We start from the raw sequence: 19,473 nt of genomic DNA, 5'->3' as shown, positions 1-19,473 counted from the left end.
GGAGGCGGGAAGGCCCGATCAGCCGGGATCCGGCCGTCACGGGCTAAACCTTGACGAAATTTTTACTGCGCCGCTTGCTCAGGGCGGGCGGCACGCCTGATGATGATGATCCGGACAGCAACTCCGGCGATAACCATAAGAACTCCCGGGGCCATGAGGGTCCAGACAGGGACGGAATCGGCGTCGATGTTCTTGTAGCACACGGCGGCCGCCCCGATGCCGGCCTTCTGCAGGCCTATCAGTTCAGCCGCATGGCTCTCCCGCAGCAGCGGGCTGCCGCAGAGGGGACCCGAAGGCTGGAGTCCGATGACGAAGCCCAGGATGTATACGTCCAGTCCCGCGGCAACAATCCACATCCACATCCGCCGCCGCCACAGCCCTCGGTTCCCGGCGGTCATGGGCTTCGCCGGAGAATCATGCATCGCCATGGTTCGAGCATAATCGCAGCAGGCGCCCGGATAATGTCCGGCAGCGTTTAGGAAACCAGGCGGATCCGCCGGGACACTTCGGCTATTGCCCGTGGCGGGGATCGCGGTTTATGAACTGATAACTGTCGTAGCAGTCACGGGAGCAAAATTCCGCAGAAGGAGTTTGGGGCAGCGTTCCGCCGCAAAACCTGCATTTTGGCTCGGATCGGAAAATCCTAAATGTCTTCAGCATGGATGCAGGTTATGTCCGCGGCGGGCGCATTTGATCAGTGAGTGGTACCCGAATTCCGCCGCCCGGATACGTGCCTACGCCGCCGCGGAGACCGCAGAAGGGAGCACCACTGGTGCGGGAACGGCTACTTGATTGCGGCCTCCAGGCGGTCCCTGGTCCGTTGGCCGGAGTGCATGATCCTGCGAAGGTGTTGCGCGGCAAGACCGGGCAGCACGGAGGCCGGGTCCGGCCCGGCCGCGGCACGGCGCACGGCCTCTTCCAGTTCCAGGACAATTCCGGCCAGCAGCAGGGCACCCACCATCTGCGCCGATGTCCGCAGGCTCAGGATGGCGGTCAGTGCGCTCTGGACGTCACCGCTGGTCAGCGTGCTGCGCAGCCCGTCAATCTTGGACGGCAGTTGTTCGATGAAGTTCCTGACAAAGAGCCGCCAGATCCCGTCGTCATCCTCGGTTTCGGCGTGCAGCCGTGCCAGCATGGAGGCATCCAGCAGGGGCAGGTCGTGGCCGCCCTCGTCGATCACAGATGCCTCCCGGCCAACAGGCCGGCATGCTCTCCGCAGCCCGACGGCGGGCTGCACGCTCCGCCGTCGTGATCTCCTGTTCGCAGCACCCCTGGCACCCGTGGCTTTACGCCCAAATCCATGCTCCCCCTTGCACGTCAGTCCATTTCCGAACCCACTCCGACGATATGCGGCGGACGCACGCAGGCACACGAGTAGTCCGTACTCGATTCCGGCGCCGGGGGCTTCGCTCCGGCTGTTCAGTACTGCCACCCAAAGTTGTTGAGGAGCAGCCGCAGCGAGGCACCAACCGGAGGCAGCCATTGCGGCCACGATTTTTCGAAGCAGCATTTGTCCCAATTACCGGCGCCGCCAGTTCACCTGCCAGGACGGTATTGCGCACGGACCGTGGGCGTTGACGGGGCGGATAACGTAGAACGCCTCCCTTGGTGCGGAAAAGTCCAGGAACGTTGGACCGGGCACTTCCGCGACGGCGGCATACGGGCCGCCGCTTCGACGCCCACGCTCCACAACGTATGCGCTCGCGCCCCGGGTGGGTTGCCAGGAAAGTTCGGGAACACCTCGCACAGATTTGATCGTTACGCCCTGTACAGGCTGTAGCGGCGGACCATCCGGTGTCTCGATATTTATCAATGTGGCTGGTCCAGGCCCTGCGCCGTTAGCTCCTGCCACAGAGTATGTGTAACTAGTGCCGCCATCGACGTCGAGGTCCAGGTATGTGGTTCCGGTCAGCTCCGCGATTTCCGGCATGGGGCCCTCCCTGACTGCTCGGCTCAGCAGGTATGTACTTGCGCCAGCCACTTCCCTCCAGTTGATTTCAACGTAGTTGACCGCTGTGTCGACCGAGGCCACAACCGGCGCGGAACCGACGGCAGGGGGTGGGGACGCGAAACGGGCCGCATCGGCTTGGATGTAGAGAGGCGCACCGTCATGGCTGGCTTCCACGTCGGCCACGCGAAGTTCGAGGAACTCTTGGCCGGAATTAGCGAAGAAGAAGGGCTGCCGACCCAGTTGCTTCCACCCACCTCCTGCCTGGCTCTGGTCCACCACAAACTCTGAAACCGAGCCCGCATGGAATAGCCGATATCTAACTTCCCGGGCCCGGTCCTGGCCGCGGGGCGGAAGCCAAATGGCCACCGTGTAATTGCCGCCCCGTGGCAAGGGCGGCACCCACTGCACAGTCCGTGGATCCGCCGATCCCTGATTGCGGTCTGTGACTCTGTACGTTGAGCCGTAAGAACCCTTTTGGAAGTTTGATGTCCGCCATGAACCCCGGAACTTCGCCTGGGAGCTGTCGACAATTACTTCGACTCCGTCAGAGGTAGGAGATGTTTGCGGTCCAAGCGCTGCAATCGCCCTGTCAGCGTGACTCAAATTGCTCCGTCCAGAATTCAATCCCATATGCAGGCACCTCGACGCTCAGTTTCATACCCGCCTTGACACCTAGGCTCTGGTTGTTGATGTCGTGCCTGTACCGGGCTCCACCGAACGCAGCGTCGGTACCAACCTCCACGTCGAACCGGTGCGGTGTATCCGACCTGTTCGTCAGCACAAACGTCCGCCGCCCGTCTGGTCCTATCCACGCCATGATGCGCCGGTTGCTGTCCAGCCGTGGTTCATCAACTTCAACCCGCACCGCGTTCCATGGCAGGTGGCGGAGGAATCCGGAAATGGCATTCCAGTTCGGCGCATTCCACGTCCAATGCCCCTTGGGCAGATCTGGAAACTGAGAGAAATCGTCGTCATCCCAGGGCCGCCAAATGCCCAGCGAGTAACCCAGAGACTCATCGTTATAGGTGGGCTTGAGCGCGTGCAGCCAGATCCACGTCGGGGAGTCGTGGAAGACCATCCAATTCATAATCGATTGTGCCGTATTGACGGTATACCAAGGCGCCGCCTTAGCGTCCCACGTCAAGTACTCGAATTCATTGTTGTAGACGGCCCGCCCCATTGATCCCTCGCTGAAGTTTCCCATGCCGGGGTGAAGCTCCCGGCTGTCCGTCCCAATCCGGTGCCACGTCCAGGCATCTACAAGGGCGAGTGCGCGGTCATCGGATGTGATGGCGGCACTCCCTATGCCGTGCTGTCCGCCAAAACTGTTTGCATGAATACGGATAGATGGGTATTTAGCACGTAAACGCGATGCTGCAGTGCGGAAAGCGTTGAAGTAAAGACTGTCCGTATAAGTACATGACGAGTAAGTGGTTTCGAGATCCGGCTCATTTTGAAGTCCCCACCAAATGACCGGAAGGCCATTTTCCTCCAAATAGGCAACATCACGAAGAGCAGCGTCGGCAAATTGCGACAGGAAACCTTGGTCCTCGTGCTTCAGGGTTCCTCCAACCCAGGCGCCATTGGACTTCCAGTAGGGAGCCGGGGACCAATACTCCACCGACAGCCCCTCCAGGCCTGAGCCCGCAACCATATCCCGCAGCTCGTTCATCTGCTCCGGCCATCTTCCGACGATATTCCGGCCGTCCTCCGAGATGCCCCGCAAATAGAGTCCCAAAGCCAGGCGGCAGTATCGGAAGCCCCTGTCACCGCCGCCGCGGATCATTTCCGAATAGAACCTGCTGAGCTCAGAAGGAACCAGGTCGTGGGGCACCGAGGCATTCCCTTCCGGCAGACCTATGTTGCCGGAGCCGATTGAGTCGCTTTGGATCTCGAAGCCCAGTCCTAAAATGGTTTGCCGGTAGCGCTCCCACCGGATTACGTAGCTCTCCCCGTCAGCTATGGCTGGCAATTCGCGCGTTCCCAGCGCTAGAACCGCGGCTCCGAAGGAACCAGCCAGGAAAGTACGTCGGCTGGGGCTTCCGGTTCGCCGCTGTTCAGGGTCTTTGAGGGGCATGAAGCGACAATATAGTAGAGGACTCCCAATGCTAAGAGCAGGGTTGCCGGGCGCCTCCTTGGAAACAGCGCAAGCCCTGCAGGTCAAAAGGTCCGCCCAAGAACACTTGATGAAACCTTGAGGGTTTCTTGAGTGAAACAGCCCTCACTCTTGAGGATACAAACCCAGAGTTGTGGCTGAAGGCCGGGCGCCGGGAAGTTCTGCGGATTTTGTCCAGCAGTAGCACTACGGCCTTCGATCGGGAAACCGATCATTTCAGCACAGGCGGTTTCAAGTAGCCGGCGTCGCCATTTACACCCCAGCGCCGGAATGCCGATTGATCAAAACTCCGCTTTGTTGCACTCCTTTGGCGTGCCTATTTATGGGGGACATGCATGTCCAAAATACTTTCGTGGTCAGCATCGCTGGTGCTGGCTGCCTCTGCGACTGTTGGGCTGCCGCAAGTGGCCTCTGCCGCTGACACCACCGACGTGGCTTCAATGCTCGCATCACTTCACGTGGCGGCCGAAACGAATGCCGGTTACGACCGCTCCTACTTTGAACACTGGATAGATGCGGACGGCGACGGCTGCAACACTCGAGCCGAAGTACTGAAACTCGAATCGTTAGGCCCTGTTACCTATGGTTCCGGATGCACCGTTGCCACTGGCCAATGGCTATCCAGATATGACGGCCAAACGTGGATTAACGCTTCTGACGTCGACATTGATCACTTGGTCCCTTTGGCTGAAGCGTGGGGGTCGGGGGCACGGAATTGGAGCTCCGACCAACGCCGGGAGTACGCCAATGACATGGTCCTTTCTGTTGCTCTCGAAGCCGTGACTGACGAAGTGAATCTATCCAAGAGCGACCGGGATCCGGCAGAATGGATGCCTCCCCTCGCGGGTACTGCATGCCAGTACGCAACAGACTGGATACTCGTCAAGTATCGCTGGCAACTGAGCATCGACCCGGCGGAACAAACCGCCTTGTCTTCCGACGTGGCGGGTGCATGCGGTGCTCGGCAAGTTACAGTTCCGGCTGTCGCCATCTCGTCTGGGCCGGGCACGCAGGTAGGACCCATCACGTTCCGGGACGTTACATCCTCCACCCAGTTCTACAGTGAGATCTCCTGGCTTGCTGGCCAAGGCATATCGACGGGCTGGCTTGAGGCAGACGGCACTCGTACGTACCGGCCCCTGAACTCGGTGGCGCGTGATGCCATGGCAGCCTTCCTATACCGGATGGCTGGAAAACCGGCCTTCACACCACCAGCCACATCGCCTTTTGCTGATGTCGCTCCTTCGAACCAGTTCTATACAGAGATCACATGGCTGGCAGCCAGCGGAATCTCCACGGGATGGACGGAGGCTGATGGTCAGAAGACCTTCCGTCCGCTCGAACCGGTAAACCGCGACGCGATGGCAGCATTCCTTTACCGCTCCGCTGGCAGCCCCTGGTTCCAGCCCCCGGTGACGTCCCCGTTTATTGATGTGCCAACGGGTAACCAGTTTTACCCTCAGATCACTTGGCTGGCGTCCAAGGGCATTTCCACGGGATGGGACGTCGGGGGCGGATGCCGCGCCTTCCAGCCGGTGCAGGCCGTCGCCCGCGACGCCATGGCGGCATTCATGTACAGGTTCGTCAACGGCGGCACCGGAACCATCGGCGGAGGCTGCACAACTGGGGGGACCACTCCCCCGCCGCCGACGCAGCCTCCGGCACCCACCCAGCCGGCCAACCCTGGCGATACTAAAAACTGTGGAGATTTTGGCACCTGGCAGCAGGCACAGTCCTGGTTCGATACCTACTACCCCTACTATGGAGATGTAGCCCGGCTTGACTCCGACGGCGACCGAATAGCCTGCGAGTCCTTGCCAGGCCACCCATAACCTAGGTAGCGGCAGGCCCCTCACGCTCGTGCGGGCCTGCCATTATCATGTCCAGCCGTATGCCGCTTTGCAGCCAACCAAGGAGCTCAACCTTGTCCTCCCGCGTCGCTATCATCATCCGCACTAAAGACCGCGGAAGGCTGCTGGGCAGGGCCTTGGATAGCGTCCTCGCGCAAACGTACAGCGATTGGCACATCGTGCTCGTCAATGACGGCGGAAGCCGCCAACAGGTAGATGAAGCACTGGAACCCCGGCTCAACAACATCGGGGAGAGGCTCCTGCGGCTGGACAACGAGGCCAGCCTCGGGATGGAAGCCGCGTCCAACTTGGGTATCCGTGCGGTGGATTCTGAATTTATAGCCGTTCACGATGACGACGACGAATGGGACCCGGAGTTCCTGGCGACAACGGTGGCGTACCTGCAGGCGCATCCGGGCCACGGCGGCGTAAGCGTTGAGACGGAAATCGTTTTTGAACGGCTTACACCTTCCGGCCGCGAGGTCGAGGAACGGGTGCCGTTGGAACCGGAAATGCGGGAAATCACCCTGGTGGACCTCCTGCACTACAACAGGTTCGTCCCCATCTCCTTCCTCTTCCGCCGTTCCGTGTATGACGAACTGGGCGGTTTTGATGAGAACCTTGCAGTGGTTGGGGACTGGGAATTCCATCTCCGCTTCCTGGTGCACCATCACATTGGATTGATCAGAGGCCGGCCCCTGGCCTTTTGGAACCAGCGCCGTTCCGCCCGCAACAGTGAGGCGAACAGCGTCATATCCGGACTGGATGACCACCATTTCTATTCCCTCAAGGTCCGGGACCGGCTGGTGCGTGAGCACGCGCGGGAGTTTGGGCTCGGTCCACTGCTCTATCAGCGTGAACTGTTTGCTGTCGAGGCTGGCCGCCTTCATGGCCGGATGGATGAAATCACCCACCAGCAGGCCGGCGCGCGGGACCAACTTGCCCAGATGATGGGTGACATCCAGCAGCTGCAGCGAAGTGTATGGGCCGCATCCCAGCCGCTGCCGCTTCGGGCACTCCGCTCGGCCCGGAGGCGCCTGAGGGACCGTCGCGAAGCGCGCCAACGCTCCTCGGAGCTGCAGATGCCGCGGCAGCACGACGCAGTACATCCCCTGGCGCCTGCCGGCAAGGAACAGCACATTGCCGTCTTCGGTGACGTAGGCCAGCACGAATACCACGTGGGCGACGAAGCGATGACACACGCAGCACTCGCTGAGCTCCGGAAGCGCGGATACCGGAATTTCGTAGTGCTGACACATGATGTGGAACAGACCTCGGAACTGTATGGCGTGCCCGCGGCCGTGCGGCCGGCAGTGCCTTGGAACGCCTTCGAAAGACACCAGCTGCTGCAGGAGATCAAGCATCTTCTCGCCGGTGCGCCCGCCACAGAACGCGCCGCAGAGGTGGTCCGCACGTTCCAACGCGCTTTCAAGGATTGCAGCACCCTGCTCTTGGCCGGTGGCGGCAACCTGACATCCCAGTACGGCGGGCTTCTCTTTGAACGTCTCGCTGCTATCCACGTGGCCCACGGGATGGGCCTCACCGTGGTGGTCTCCGGGCAAACAGTGGGACCCGTTCTCACGGAACCGGACCGGGCAGAGGTGGCGGAAGCGCTGCGGCTGTGCGATGTGGTGGGTTCCCGCGAGCGGCACACCCATGAGCTGCTGTCATCCCTTGACCAGGCGTCAACCCAGGTCTTGGATGACGCAGCGTTTTTTGCCGGGGCCGCCGAGCTCGAGTCCTTGGACGCGCCGCCGTCCGGGTACATCGTGGCCACATTTGCCCCCGCGTCCGGCGCCATGCCACGGCACGACTACCACAGGCATATGGCACGCCTGCTCGATCTCGCCCATGAGCAACTGCAGCTTCCGGTCCTGCTTGTTCCCCATGTATCGACATTCGGGGAACGGGACGGTGACCAAGAATGCCATGCGGCTGTCGCCCGCCTCACTAAAGCACCGGACGTCCGTCTGCTGGACCAGAGGACGGCGGCGGAAACGGCAGCACTGACAACCAAGGCCGAACTCATCGTTTCGAGCCGTTACCACCCGGTGGTTTTCGGACTTTCCGCAGGAGTTCCGGTCCTGCCCGTTGCAGTGGATTATTACGGTGAGGTGCGGATCGGCGGGGCCCTGGAAAGTTGGGGTCTGAGGCCGCTCCTTCGTTCGCTCCGCCACTTGGGCGACGGTGGTGACACGAAGTGGGTCAACTCCGTTGTTGGGCAGCGGTCAGAGATAAGGGAACATCTGCTGCAGCAGGCGAAGAAGCTTGAGGACTTCCACGGCAAATGGTGGGATGCCCTGGCGGAGGTCATTGCCGGCGGTGAAATGCCCCACGATTTCGCTGCCTTGCCCGGCGTGAACAGCACATTGTCGCCGACGCTGGAACAGGCTGAGACCGCGGAAGCAGCCCGCCTGAACGCCAGCAACGAGATTGCCATCGGGAACCTCGCCCAGCACGGTGACTGGCTCCAGGGCCAGCTCGACGCCGCACCTGCTCCCGCGGCCGGCCGGCCCGATGTGATCGGCGCGCTGCTGGATGCCGGACAGCGGGTGACCACGCTCCGTCCGGCGGCGGTGGTACGGAGCGTGGCCAGGCGGGTCCTGCGCTGACCTGAAACCCCGCAGGAATCAGGGTTGTGCGGCCTGTTGGCGGATCGCAGTGAGAATGGGCTGCAGCGGCACGGGGTCCGGTGTCAGCGCCACCGCCCGCTCGAGGAATGTTTCTGCTTCCCCCAGCTCACCGCCTGCGTAAGCGGCGAGTCCGGACTGGAGCCACACCTGTGAGTTGACGGGGGCAACTGCCCGGGCCTTGGCCAAGGTGTCCTGGGCAGCCTGGACGTCCCCTGTTGCCAGTTGCCCGACTGCCAGCGAGGTCATGGACTCGACCGATTTGGGATTCAGCCGCAGCGAGCGCGCTGACCATTCCACCGCAAACGTCCCCGCTTCCGGATCCCCCGCCGCCGCCCTGCCAGCGAAGTCCTGCCCCGCAAGGAGTGCCACATCGGCGTCCCATGGCCGGAGGGACTGGGCAGCGTCAAACTGGCTGGCTGCCGCTGCAAGCTGCCCGGTACGCACGGCACTATCCCCGGCTTTCATGTGGCTCTCCGCGATCGAAGCGGCGGCACCGAAGGCAAAAAGAAAAAGGAGCCCGGTTGCGGCCGCGTAGGAAGTGGCCTTTGCCAGCTCCGGAACCATGCGCGGGCCGGGTCGGAGGGCAGCAGCCGGCAGTCGGCCGCTGGCCTTTGCCTCACTTGGACAGCGGACGACGGCGGCAATCGCCCCTGCGCTGAGGCCGGCGATGACGGTGGTCCCCGGGCTGGGAAAGTGCGTAAGAAGGACGAGGCCGAATGAGCAAACGGCAGCCAAGCCACCGATGAGGAATAGCGCCTCATCCTTATCGCTGCTCTGCATGATGTTCCGGGTTCCAGCCCACAGAACGGCACAGCAGAGCGCCAGGTTTGCCAGCAGCAACGGCACTCCCCCGTCGGCCAGCCACTGGAGCGGTATCAGGTGGGGGCTGTCTGCCGGGAAATCAGTTCCCACCCGGGCGGCGAACTCCTCGCTCTGGTAACGGGGCAATGCGTCAACGAAACGTCCGGGGCCAACCCCCAGAAGCCAGTTGTCCTTGACCAGCCCCAAGGTCGCTGCCCAAAGGTCCATGCGGCCCGTCACCGTTCCGCTGGTAAACAGCCTGTCCCTTGCTGCGGGCCAGGAAAGAACAGCCAGGGACACCAGGGCCAGCCCGGCCAGCGGCCACCATCCGGCAACGCGGCGGCCTTGGGAGCCCCGGACGTCCATGACTCGCCACACCAGGGTTCCCACCACGAGTGCCGCCAGGACCAGGAGCACGGCGCGTGAGCCTGACGCCACCGCCACAACCACCCCGCTGGCTGACCCCAATACCGCCCAAGGCGTCTTCCTGAAGACTGCCAGCGGGAGAAGGACCGCGGTGCCCGTTACTCCGATGATGCCCATGTCCGTCGCATTGCCCAGAGTGGCGCCGAAACGGAAGCCTGTGCTGTCCGGAAGGCTAAGGCCTGCCGTGTCCAGGATCACCAGGACGGCAAGCAGCACCATGCTCCCTGCCACGAGCCGTGTCCAGGTTACGCGCAGGCGGGAACCGGCACCCTGGCCCAGCAGCCGGGCACCCACCACCAGCAGCAGCAGGTACGCCGCCACCGTGGGGACCCCCTCATAACGGGGCCAGCGGCCCCAGAACGAGGGACCGAACCCGTCCGCCACCCCTGCCACGACGGCAAACACCGCCAGCACAGCTGCGGCCGCCCAGGCCACCTGCGGCGACAGGCGGGCGTGGGGACGTGCGATGAGTCCAAGCGCAAGGCCCAGGGCGAGCAGAGCGGCTTTGGGCAAGGCAAAACGAAACAAACCGTCCGGAACCATGGCGAAAATACAGGCAGCCAACAGGAACAGCGATGCGATCGCCAGGACCCCATGTTCAGGGTTCTGCCCTGCGTCGGTTGGCCTCAATGTCATCTTGCCTCTCATGTTGCTTCCTTGCTGGAAGAGTTCGCCGCGATGCCGCGATCAGTTGGGTTTACGGCAGCAGGAGCCCCGGCATACGCCGGGGCTCCTGCTTCAAGACCTAACCAGATTTATTTGGCTGGGAACTTGGTGTTGTACCGGTACATGAAGGCGGCCATGGCATCCCGGTTGACGGACTGGAGGGGAGCATAGGTTTTGCTGCCATCCGGTGCAGTCCAGCCGGTGGTGATGCCGGTGGACGCCAACCAGGTGATTTCCTTGTAGAACTGGTTGTCCGTGGCCACATCCTTGAACGGGGACCCAGCCGGCGGGGTGAACGCCGGCTTACCGGCCAACCGGTACATGAAAGCGGCCATGGCATCCCGGTTTACCGACTGCAAAGGCCTGTAGGTCTTTGTTCCGTCCGGTTCCACCCACCCGGTGGTTACCCCGGTGGAGGCCAACCACGTGATTTCCTTGTAGAACTGGTTGTCCGTGGCCACATCCCTGAACGGGGATACGGCCGGCGGCGTGAATGCCGGCTTACCGCTGAGCCGGTACATGAAGGCAGCCATGGCGTCCCGGTTCACAGGCAGGAGGGGCGCATAGGTCCTTGATCCGTCCCCTGCAACCCAGCCGGTGCTGATGCCGGCCGACGACAGCCAACTGATTTCCTTGTAGAACTGGTTATCCACGGCAACGTCGGTAAAGGACGGAGCGGGGGCCGGTGTGGTATCCGGTGTCACTGCCGATGCCAGCCGTGTTCCGGTACCGGTGCCGTCTCCGTAGATCCGCACCTCGATGGTGCTCTTGGCAGCGAGTGCCGTAAGGGCGACGCTGGTCTTCTGGCCCGCAGGTACAGTCACCTTGGGCCGCGTCAGATCCCCGTTCACGATCACGTGATAGTCCGAGCCAACTGTTGAAGCAGAGTTATCCAGCTGCACCGCCGCTTCCTGCGGTTTGGCAGCGTCCAGGGTGATGGACGCCTTGGGATTGTTGACCGGCGTCGGTGTGGCATCCGGCGTGACGGCCGATGCCAGCCGTGTTCCGGTGCCCGTGCCGTCCCCGTAGACCCGCACCTCGATGGTGCTCTTGGCGGCGAGTGCCGTAAGGACAACGCTGGTCTTCTGGCCCGCAGGTACCGTCACCTTCGCACGCGACAGATCCCCGTTCACGATCACGTGATAGTCCGAGGAAACCGTTGAAGCAGAGTTGTCCAGTTGCACCGCCGCTTCCTGTGGTTTAGCGGGGTCCAAGGTGATGGACGCCTTGGGATCGCTCACCGGCGCCGGTGCAGTGGTCGCGTAGGTAAGGTCACCGGCCGGCTTGTCGGCTCCCACCGAGGCCGTTACAGCTACGGCAGCACTCTCAACGGTCACGTTCCCGGAATACAGCTTGCCAAGGTCCGCCCTTGCCACCGGCGGCGTCACGGCCAACAGGTACTGGCCGCTCGTCAGGCCCGTCACGCTGAACTTGCCCTGCGCATCCGTCATTGCCGCACGCGTCACCTTGGAGCCGTCAGTTGTGTAGGCCTGAACGGTTGCGTAGGGAAGAGCGGCCTTCGCCTTGTCGGTGACCGTACCACTCAGGGTTCCGCCCTTGGTTAGCTTGGCATCCTTGCCGGAAGCAGCCTGCCCGGCTGTCACGGTCACTGAGGTTGCAGACCCAACTCCGCTGGATTCCGGCATGTTCTGGTAGAACTGCGCTTCGGCCACGGAATAGCCGCTGGAGCGGTTGAAGGCTACCTTGTAGGAACCGGCGGGGAGGCCAGTGACGCTGTAGGTGCCGCCCGGGGTGGAATATCCTTCCTTGACTGCCTTACCGGTGTTGTCCAGCACGGTGACAGGGTACTGGTCTTCTTCCGTCAGGCCGCTAAGCTGACCGCTGATCGTGGCGCCCTTCACCATCGCGGCGTTGACATCGAAACGCTCCTGTCCAAGCGTGAGGGTGAGGGCAGTGGCGGTGCTCGCGGACGTGGCGTTGCTGTACCACTGATCAACCGCACCGCTGTCGTTTCCTACAAACCGAAGCTTGAACGAACCTGCCGGGAACCCGACAAGCTTGTAGCTGCCGTCCCGGTTCAATCCAGTGCCGGTAATGTATGCACCTGAGGCATCGCTGCTTTCGGCGTAGACATTGATCCTCGAGGCGTCCACCCCTGCCGGGACGGTGACCTTTCCGCTGATGGTGCCGCCCTTTTCGAGCGCGACATCAATGCCGGTCACGTCCTGGCCTGCAGTAACGGCTACCGGGGCTGCTGTTTCCGCGGTAGCCGCATGGCTGTACCACTGGTTGACAGCGCCGCTGTTGTAGCTTGTGAACTGAATTCTGTAGGACCCCGTCGGCAAGCCCACGAGCCTGTAGGTTCCGTCCGAGCTGGGCCAGGCCGAGCTGACGGGGCGCGTTTCACTATCACCGGTGAAAGCAGTCACGCTGATTCCCGACATTGTGACTCCGGCCGGAAGTGTTACTTTGCCGCTGATGGTGCCGCCCTTTGGCAAGAGGCTGTCGATTCCGGTCACGTCCTGCCCGGCGGTAACGGTAACTATGGTTGCTGATGCGGGTGTTTCCGCGTCTTTGAACCAGCGCGGGAGCGTGCCTGTGTTGTATCCCCTGAAACCGACTTTGTAGGCGCCAGCTTCGAGCCCGACCAGTCGATACGTGCCGTCGTATCCTGCGCCGACAGATGCGGCAAGGACAGGTGTCGGTCCGTCCGTGTAGGCATCGACGTAAACCTGGCTTGCATCAATGCCGGCGGGCACCGTCACCTTCCCGCTGATGGAGGCGCCCTTATCCAGCTTGGCATTGATGCCGGTGATCTCCTGGCCGGCTACTGCCTGGATAGCTTGGGCGCTTTCCGGGGAAGAAGCGTTGTTATACCACTGCGAGAGTGCGCCGCTGCTGTTGCCGGAGAACCTCAGTTTGTACGAGCCGGTTGCCATACCCTCCAACCGGAAGGTGCCATCGGCGTTCACCATCGTGTTTCCTGCACTTCGTCCATTGTCAAAGGAAGCATCCACGGTCACGTTACTCACCGTCACTCCCGCGGGGGCACTGACCGTGCCGCTGATGGAAGCGCCCTTTGCCAGGGTCGCATCAATACCGGTTACATCCTGTCCTGAGGTAACTGCGAGAGCGGTCGCAGTCCCGAAGGACGCTGCGTTCTTGTACCACTGGGGCAGGGCATTGGTGCCGTACGTGGAGAACTGGACCTTGTAGGAGCCGGCCGCAAGACCGCCTACTGCGTAAGTGCCGTCCGGTGCCACGGACGAACCCAGCGTTGTCCCCTGGTTGGAGTCTGCGTTGTACACATTCACAAAGGCCCGGCTGGTGTCCAGGCCAGCGGGCATGGTGACTTTGCCGCTGATGGAAGCTCCTTTGACCAGCGTCGCATCCGCGCCGGTGAAGTCCTGGCCGGCGGTGACGACTACGGGTGTAGCGGAAGCCAGGGAGTCGGCGTTTTTGTACCACTGGGGCAGCGCACCGCTGTTAGAGCCGTTGAACCCCAGGCTGTAGGAGCCGGCGGGAAGGCCCGAGGCCCGGAAGGTGCCGTCGGCCGCGATCTGGACGAAAGGTGGCATAAATCCTTCGATGGGCTGGGTGGGCTGCACATTCACGCTCACGGAGCTGAGGTTCACACCGGCCGGGGCGGTGACTTTGCCGCTGATGCTGGCGCCTTTGACCAAGGTCGCGTTGATGCCCGTCACGTCCTGCCCGGCGGTGAGTGCCACCGGCGTTGCTGTGCCGAAAGTAGCAGCATCCTTGTACCACTGCGTCAGGGCGCCACTTTGGTAGCCCGAGAACTGCAGTTTGTAGGAACCGGCGCGGAGCCCGGTCAACCGGTAGCTGCCGTCAGCGTCGACCTGGACATTCCCGGACTCTGAGGACTGGGAGTCGGCAGAAGAAGCGGACACGCGCATATTCGAAAGGTCAACGCCGGCGGGAGCTGACACCTTGCCGCTGACACTGGCTCCCTTGACGAGCGTGACGTCAATGCCGGCCAGGTCCTGTCCCCGCGTCAGCTCCAGCGTGGCGGCATCAGCAAAGGTTGCTGCGTTGTTGTACCACTGGGTAATTGCCCCGTTGTTATAACCCTGGAATTTCAGTTTGTAGGAACCTGCTGCCAAACCGCTAAGGCGGTAGGTGCCATCTGGTGAAACAGATGTATTGGCGGGCATGCTGTATTCCCGATCGGCGAAAGAGGCCGTGACGCTGACGCCGCTTACGTCGATACCCGCAGGTACCGTGACCTTTCCGGCGATGGTTGCGCCTTTGACCATGTTCGCGTCGATGCCAGTGAGCTTCTGGCCATCGGTCACGGTGACCTGGGTGGCAGACGCAAACGAGGTTGCATTTTTGTACCACTGCTCTTCAACGCCGGCGCTGCTTCCGGAAAACGAGATCTTGTAAGAACCGGCGGCAAGGTTCTCAATGCGGTAGGTGCCATCGGAGCCCACGGAGGTGCTTCCCCAGGTCCCCGGATAGTTCTGCGGCTGAGCGTTGACGTAAATTGACGAGACGTCCACACCGGCCGGCACCGTGACGGTGCCGCTGATGACCGCGGTGTTGGTGTCGGCGACGGCCGGGACGTTTCCTATGAACAGGATTGCGGATAAGACCGCGGCGAAAGTGGCGAGAGATCGCCTGAAGACATGCGTGCGTAAGCGCATTCTGATAGAGCCCCCATAAAACGATGCGAGTGGATGTGTACCCGCGAACGAAGCCTGCGAGACGGCAGGTGATCCGGATCCTATAGTAAGAAGATCAAGTTTTATGCAATCGCTTTATATATGTCAGGAAAGGCGACAGAAAGGCGCCCGACGGCGGCCCCGCACCGCCGTCGAACGCCCTTTACAGGTTAGTTCAGCACGAAACTCAGGCGATACAGGAAGGCTGCCATGGCATCCCGATTAATTGGCTGCAGCGGACGGTAAGTCCGCACGCCATATCCGTCAGTCCAGCCTGTCGAGATTCCCTTGTCCGCCAGCCAGGACATCTCCTTGTAGAACTGCTGGCCGGCAGAGACATCAGCGAAAGGAGATGCCGCCGGGGACGTATACGCAGGTGAACCGGCCAACCGGTAGAGGAAGGCCGCCATGGCGTCCCGGTTGATCGGCTGCAGCGGTTGATAGGTCCGGACGCCGTTGCCGTCCACCCACCCCGTGGAAATCTTCCGCTCGGCCAGCCACGCCATCTCCTTGTAAAACTGCTGGTCCGGAGAGACATCTGCGAAAGGCGAGACCTCCGGGGCTTTATATTCGGGCGATTTCGCCATTCGGTACAGGAATGCGGCCATGGCGTCCCTATTAATAGGTTGCACAGGGCGGTAAGTCCGCACGCCATTGCTGTCAACCCACCCGGTGGAAATGCCCTGTTCTGCCAGCCACGCCATCTCCTTATAGAATTGCTGGCCCGTGGACACGTCGGCAAACGGTGAAACAGCAGGCGGAACATAACCGCCCAGCGCCGCGTCGGCGTCGGCAAGGCCGGCTCCACAGCCTTCCAGGCAGGCGACGGGGAGGGGCCGGGCGGTTTCCTTGAGCCGGGCCTCCACCATGTCCGGGGTGAACGCGGGACCCATTTCGGACATGAGGAGGGCGGCTATGCCCGCGACGTGGGGGGCTGCCACGGACGTGCCCTGGAGGTATCCGTAGCCTTCGTCTCCCGGCACGCTTGTGCCGAAGTTTGCGGTGGAGAGGATGCCGGAGCTGTTGTCGGCGTCCACGTCTCCGCCGGGGGCCGTGATGTCGATGCCGGCCCCGTAGTTGGAGTAGCTGGCGCGGGCACCGCTCCGTCCGGCGGCCGCGACGCTGATGACGTTCTGGCAGTTTGCGGGGCTGGTTTCTGCCGCCGGTCCGTTGGCGTTCCCGCCTGCCACCACCACAGCCGCGCCGGCGTTGTGGGCGAAGTCGATGGCGTTCTGTTGGGTCACGGAGCAGGGGGCGGTTGCGCCGAGGCTGAGGTTGACCACGTTGGCGCGGTTGGGGTTGGCCGGTACACCGGCAACGGTGCCGCCGGCTGCCCAGATGATTGAATCGGCCACGTCGGAGGTGTAGCCGCCGCAGGAGCCGATGGCGCGGATGGGCAGGATTTTGGCGGCGGGCGCAACGCCCGTGATGCCGGCGTTGTTGTTGCCGATGGCGGCGATGATGCCTGCCACATGGGTGCCGTGCCAGGAGGAGTTCGTGGCGGGGGTTTCGGCGTCGCATTCACCGGCTCCGGTCCAGTCGCCTTCGTCCCTCGGGTTGGCGTCGCGTCCGTCGCCGTCCCGGGCCCAGGCCGGGTTGGACATCATGTCGTAGCCCGGCAGGACGTTGCCGTTCAGGTCCGTGTGCGGGGTGATGCCCGTATCCACCACGGCCACCACGGATCCTTCACCGCGGTTGAGGTCCCACGCGGCGGGGGCGCGGATGCCTGCGGGGTCGTCCCAAAGGGGCCACTGGTACGGGTAGCCGGGATCGTTCGGCGCGGCTGCGGGGTGCAGGACGACGTCGGGCTCGGCGTAGGCGACGTCGGGGCTGGAGCGCAGTGCCGCAAGGAAGGTGGTGGCGTCGGCGGCGGGGAGGGGCTTGCTGGTTTTCACTACCTGGGCGCCGGTTGCAGTGGGCCGTAGGTATTGGGCCCCGATTCCGAGTGCGCTGGCCGCCTGCCGGGCGGCCTGGGAGGTGGATGCGGCCTCGGAGGCGATGCCGTTCCGGCTCCTGAGTCCCACGATGAACTGGTCTGTGGCTGCCGCGGGCGGAGTGACCGGCGACCGGGATACGCGGGCGGGCAGTTCTGGGAATGGGGCAGCCCCGGTGGCCTGGGCGGGAAGTGCCGTCAGTGCCGCACCGGGCAGGACGATGGCCAGGGCGAGGGCAGCTGCAGCGAAGGGCCGTGGTCTGAACATGGGCGGGGCATCCTCGGGATGGGCACCAGCCTCCAACTACGGCTGAGCGCGGGCAGACGGGAATCACCGGCTGACCCCCGCCACGATTCTACGACAGAGGTCCCGGCACGCTTTGAACTGGTGCCGGGGGCTCGTAGGTGGCTTCGGCCCGATAGATACTTCGTGGCCAGAGGCAGATGGCACCAAGCCCTTCAGGCCCTTGTCCCAGGCCACCCTGACGTGATGGCGGCCTTGATGTACCGCCTCGCCAACTGACACGCCGTCACAACACGACCCAGTTCCCCTTGAGATGTGCCACCGGCAGCCAGTTCTTACAAAAAGCACTTGTCTCGCCACGAAAGGAATCTCCACCGGCAGGAGCGAAGCGAACGACACCAAAACATACCGACCCATCCAGCCCAGGGACCGCGGCGCCGCGGCCGCCCCCTCAGGTACCAATACAAATTCACAGATACGTCGGTCAGGCGGACGAGCGGACCCCTGAGCAGCACTATGAGCGCTAAGCGGAAGAATGTGTTTTGACATAGACGCTTCGGAGAAATGCTCTTGTCGCCAGAACACGCAAACAACTTTTGAGCGAAGCCCCCCCGAGGTAGATCCGGGTTATGTTGCCGTTGGGAAAGCGCACGGACGAATCGGGTTGCTGCAGGCGAGGGTCAGCCCAGAGCCAAGGCATATTCCTCGCTAAATGTAACCCTGTATAGTAGGAAAGATTTTTGTCCTTTGGGGGGTTGCGTTGGCTTTTCGAATCTTTTGGCGCCAAGTTCTTGTATTGATGACGGCCTTCTGCCTGATTATCGCTGGTCCACTTGGATCTTCAATTTCTTTTGCGGCTGTCGATGCTTCGCAAGAGGGTTTTGACCTTTCTGTTCCGTCTTTGGTCAGCTTCGAACGCACCTCCCCCGCCGTCGTTCAGCACCAAGGCGAAATTGCCTTCAACTGGGAGGTGCGGGACGTACCCATCACCAATATCTGGTTCACCTACACCGACCCCCTCGGCTCCTCCCAAAGTGTCGGGTGGGGCGCCGTAGAAGGGACTGCCGGGAAACTGAGCGGGCAAGCCGTGAACCTTGCAGACGGCAACAGGATGGCCCCTGGCCAATGGACCCTCCAGAGCGTCAGGTTCAGAACCGGTTACGGCAGGGAAGTGAGCTACAACCGGGACGGTTCCATCTCCAGCCCAACAGGCCTCAACACCCCCATCCCCGCAACCGTCAACTTCGCCGCCGCCGACATCACCCTCGAAGGTGAGCTGGACCTTTCTGTTCCGTCTTTGGTCAGCTTCGAACGCACCTCCCCCGCCGTCGTTCAGCACCAAGGCGAAATCGCCTTCAACTGGGAGGTGCGGGACGTACCCATCACCAATATCTGGTTCACCTACACCGACCCCCTCGGCTCCTCCCAAAGTGTCGGGTGGGGCGCCGTAGAAGGGACTGCCGGGAAACTGAGCGGGCAAGCCGTGAACCTTGCAGACGGCAACAGGATGGCCCCTGGCCAATGGACCCTCCAGAGCGTCAGGTTCAGAACCGGATACGGCAGGGAAGTGAGCTACAACCGGGACGGTTCCATCTCCAGCCCAACAGGCCTCAACACCCCCATCCCCGCAACCGTCAACTTCGCCGCCGCCGACATCACCCTCGAAGGTGAAGGCCAAACCTTCGATGAAGTGCGGCCAGTTGTACCTGAATTTAGTTTCACCCCGCACACTGTCGACGTCACGACCGGGTCAGCGCAAGTAAGTCTCCGTGCCCGCATCACCGACGACTTTTCGGGTGTAAACAGTGCCGTCGCTGCGTTCCGAAACGACCAGAGCGGCGCCTATTACCTAGCGGTGTTGAACCGCGAAAGCGGAACCCCCCTCGACGGCATCTACACCGGCACCATAACCATCCCCCAAGGTGCAACACCCGGACCGTGGACACCTGCTCTCGCATATCTCGAAGACGCAGCAAAAAACCAACACACCTGGTCAAGCGCGCTCGAACCACTCAACCCACCCAAACTGGAAGTTGTTGGACTTCAGGATTCAACCCGGCCAGTTGTACCTGAGTTCAGCTTCACCCCGCACACTGTCGACGTCACGACCGGGTCAGCGCAAGTAAGTCTCCGTGCCCGCATCACCGACGACTTTTCGGGTGTAAACAGTGCCGTCGCTGCGTTCCGAAACGACCAGAGCGGCGCCT

9 protein-coding genes and 2 pseudogenes are annotated in these 19,473 nt (G+C 62.3%); 3 read left to right on the top strand and 8 right to left on the bottom strand.

What is annotated here, in order from left to right; all coding sequences use genetic code 11:
- Positions 1 to 62 precede the first annotated feature (62 nt).
- The 4 genes from ACWRN3_RS14265 to ACWRN3_RS14250 form a co-directional block, all read right to left on the bottom strand.
- The gene (locus ACWRN3_RS14265; protein WP_476741044.1) at positions 63 to 428 is read right to left on the bottom strand and encodes a hypothetical protein; all 366 of its coding nucleotides are present in this window, start codon (positions 426 to 428) and stop codon (positions 63 to 65) included.
- 356 nt (positions 429 to 784) lie between these two features.
- Positions 785 to 1,180, bottom strand: a complete 396-nt coding sequence (locus ACWRN3_RS14260; RefSeq protein WP_476741043.1) for an Hpt domain-containing protein — start codon at positions 1,178 to 1,180, stop codon at positions 785 to 787.
- A 339-nt stretch (positions 1,181 to 1,519) separates the two neighbouring features.
- Entirely contained in the window at positions 1,520 to 2,581 is a 1,062-nt protein-coding gene (locus ACWRN3_RS14255; protein ID WP_476741042.1) for a golvesin C-terminal-like domain-containing protein, read from the bottom strand.
- The gene (locus ACWRN3_RS14250; RefSeq protein ID WP_476741041.1) at positions 2,541 to 4,028 is read right to left on the bottom strand and encodes a glycoside hydrolase family 30 beta sandwich domain-containing protein; all 1,488 of its coding nucleotides are present in this window, start codon (positions 4,026 to 4,028) and stop codon (positions 2,541 to 2,543) included. The genes ACWRN3_RS14255 and ACWRN3_RS14250 overlap by 41 nt, the downstream gene beginning before the upstream one ends.
- A 374-nt stretch (positions 4,029 to 4,402) precedes the next feature.
- Between ACWRN3_RS14250 and ACWRN3_RS14245 the strand changes: the two genes are divergently transcribed.
- Both ACWRN3_RS14245 and ACWRN3_RS14240 read left to right on the top strand, forming a co-directional pair.
- The gene (locus ACWRN3_RS14245) at positions 4,403 to 5,899 is read left to right on the top strand and encodes an S-layer homology domain-containing protein (protein ID WP_476741040.1); all 1,497 of its coding nucleotides are present in this window, start codon (positions 4,403 to 4,405) and stop codon (positions 5,897 to 5,899) included.
- Between the two features lie 92 nt (positions 5,900 to 5,991).
- Complete coding sequence (locus tag ACWRN3_RS14240; RefSeq protein WP_476741039.1) at positions 5,992 to 8,529, top strand: polysaccharide pyruvyl transferase family protein; 2,538 nt, start codon at positions 5,992 to 5,994, stop codon at positions 8,527 to 8,529.
- An 18-nt stretch (positions 8,530 to 8,547) separates the two neighbouring features.
- Here the strand turns inward: ACWRN3_RS14240 and ACWRN3_RS14235 are convergent, their stop codons facing one another.
- The 4 genes and pseudogenes from ACWRN3_RS14235 to ACWRN3_RS14220 form a co-directional block, all read right to left on the bottom strand.
- Entirely contained in the window at positions 8,548 to 10,425 is a 1,878-nt protein-coding gene (locus ACWRN3_RS14235; RefSeq protein ID WP_476741038.1) for an O-antigen ligase family protein, read from the bottom strand.
- A 107-nt stretch (positions 10,426 to 10,532) separates the two neighbouring features.
- Positions 10,533 to 11,111 (bottom strand): annotated as a pseudogene (locus ACWRN3_RS14230) (S-layer homology domain-containing protein); the annotation flags it as partial.
- A gap of 723 nt (positions 11,112 to 11,834) precedes the next feature.
- Positions 11,835 to 14,579 (bottom strand): annotated as a pseudogene (locus ACWRN3_RS14225) (carboxypeptidase regulatory-like domain-containing protein); the annotation flags it as partial.
- Between the two features lie 680 nt (positions 14,580 to 15,259).
- Positions 15,260 to 17,290, bottom strand: coding sequence for a S8 family serine peptidase (locus tag ACWRN3_RS14220; protein WP_476741037.1), 2,031 nt, complete (start codon positions 17,288 to 17,290; stop codon positions 15,260 to 15,262).
- Between the two features lie 772 nt (positions 17,291 to 18,062).
- Between ACWRN3_RS14220 and ACWRN3_RS14215 the strand changes: the two genes are divergently transcribed.
- Positions 18,063 to 19,473, top strand: a 1,411-nt coding sequence (locus tag ACWRN3_RS14215) for a hypothetical protein (protein WP_476741036.1), incomplete at its 3' end; no start/stop codon positions are given.

It is taken from the genome of Pseudarthrobacter sp. rb, assembly GCF_056389225.1.
This window is presented reverse-complemented; position numbering and strand designations above follow the sequence as displayed.

Coding starts and splice junctions, on each gene's coding strand:
- ACWRN3_RS14265 (WP_476741044.1), bottom strand. CDS start 428: ATGGCGATGCATGATTCTCCGGCGAAGCCCATGACCGCCGGGAACCGA.
- ACWRN3_RS14245 (WP_476741040.1), top strand. CDS start 4,403: ATGTCCAAAATACTTTCGTGGTCAGCATCGCTGGTGCTGGCTGCCTCT.
- ACWRN3_RS14250 (WP_476741041.1), bottom strand. CDS start 4,028: ATGCCCCTCAAAGACCCTGAACAGCGGCGAACCGGAAGCCCCAGCCGA.
- ACWRN3_RS14255 (WP_476741042.1), bottom strand. CDS start 2,581: ATGGGATTGAATTCTGGACGGAGCAATTTGAGTCACGCTGACAGGGCG.
- ACWRN3_RS14235 (WP_476741038.1), bottom strand. CDS start 10,425: ATGAGAGGCAAGATGACATTGAGGCCAACCGACGCAGGGCAGAACCCT.
- ACWRN3_RS14220 (WP_476741037.1), bottom strand. CDS start 17,290: ATGTTCAGACCACGGCCCTTCGCTGCAGCTGCCCTCGCCCTGGCCATC.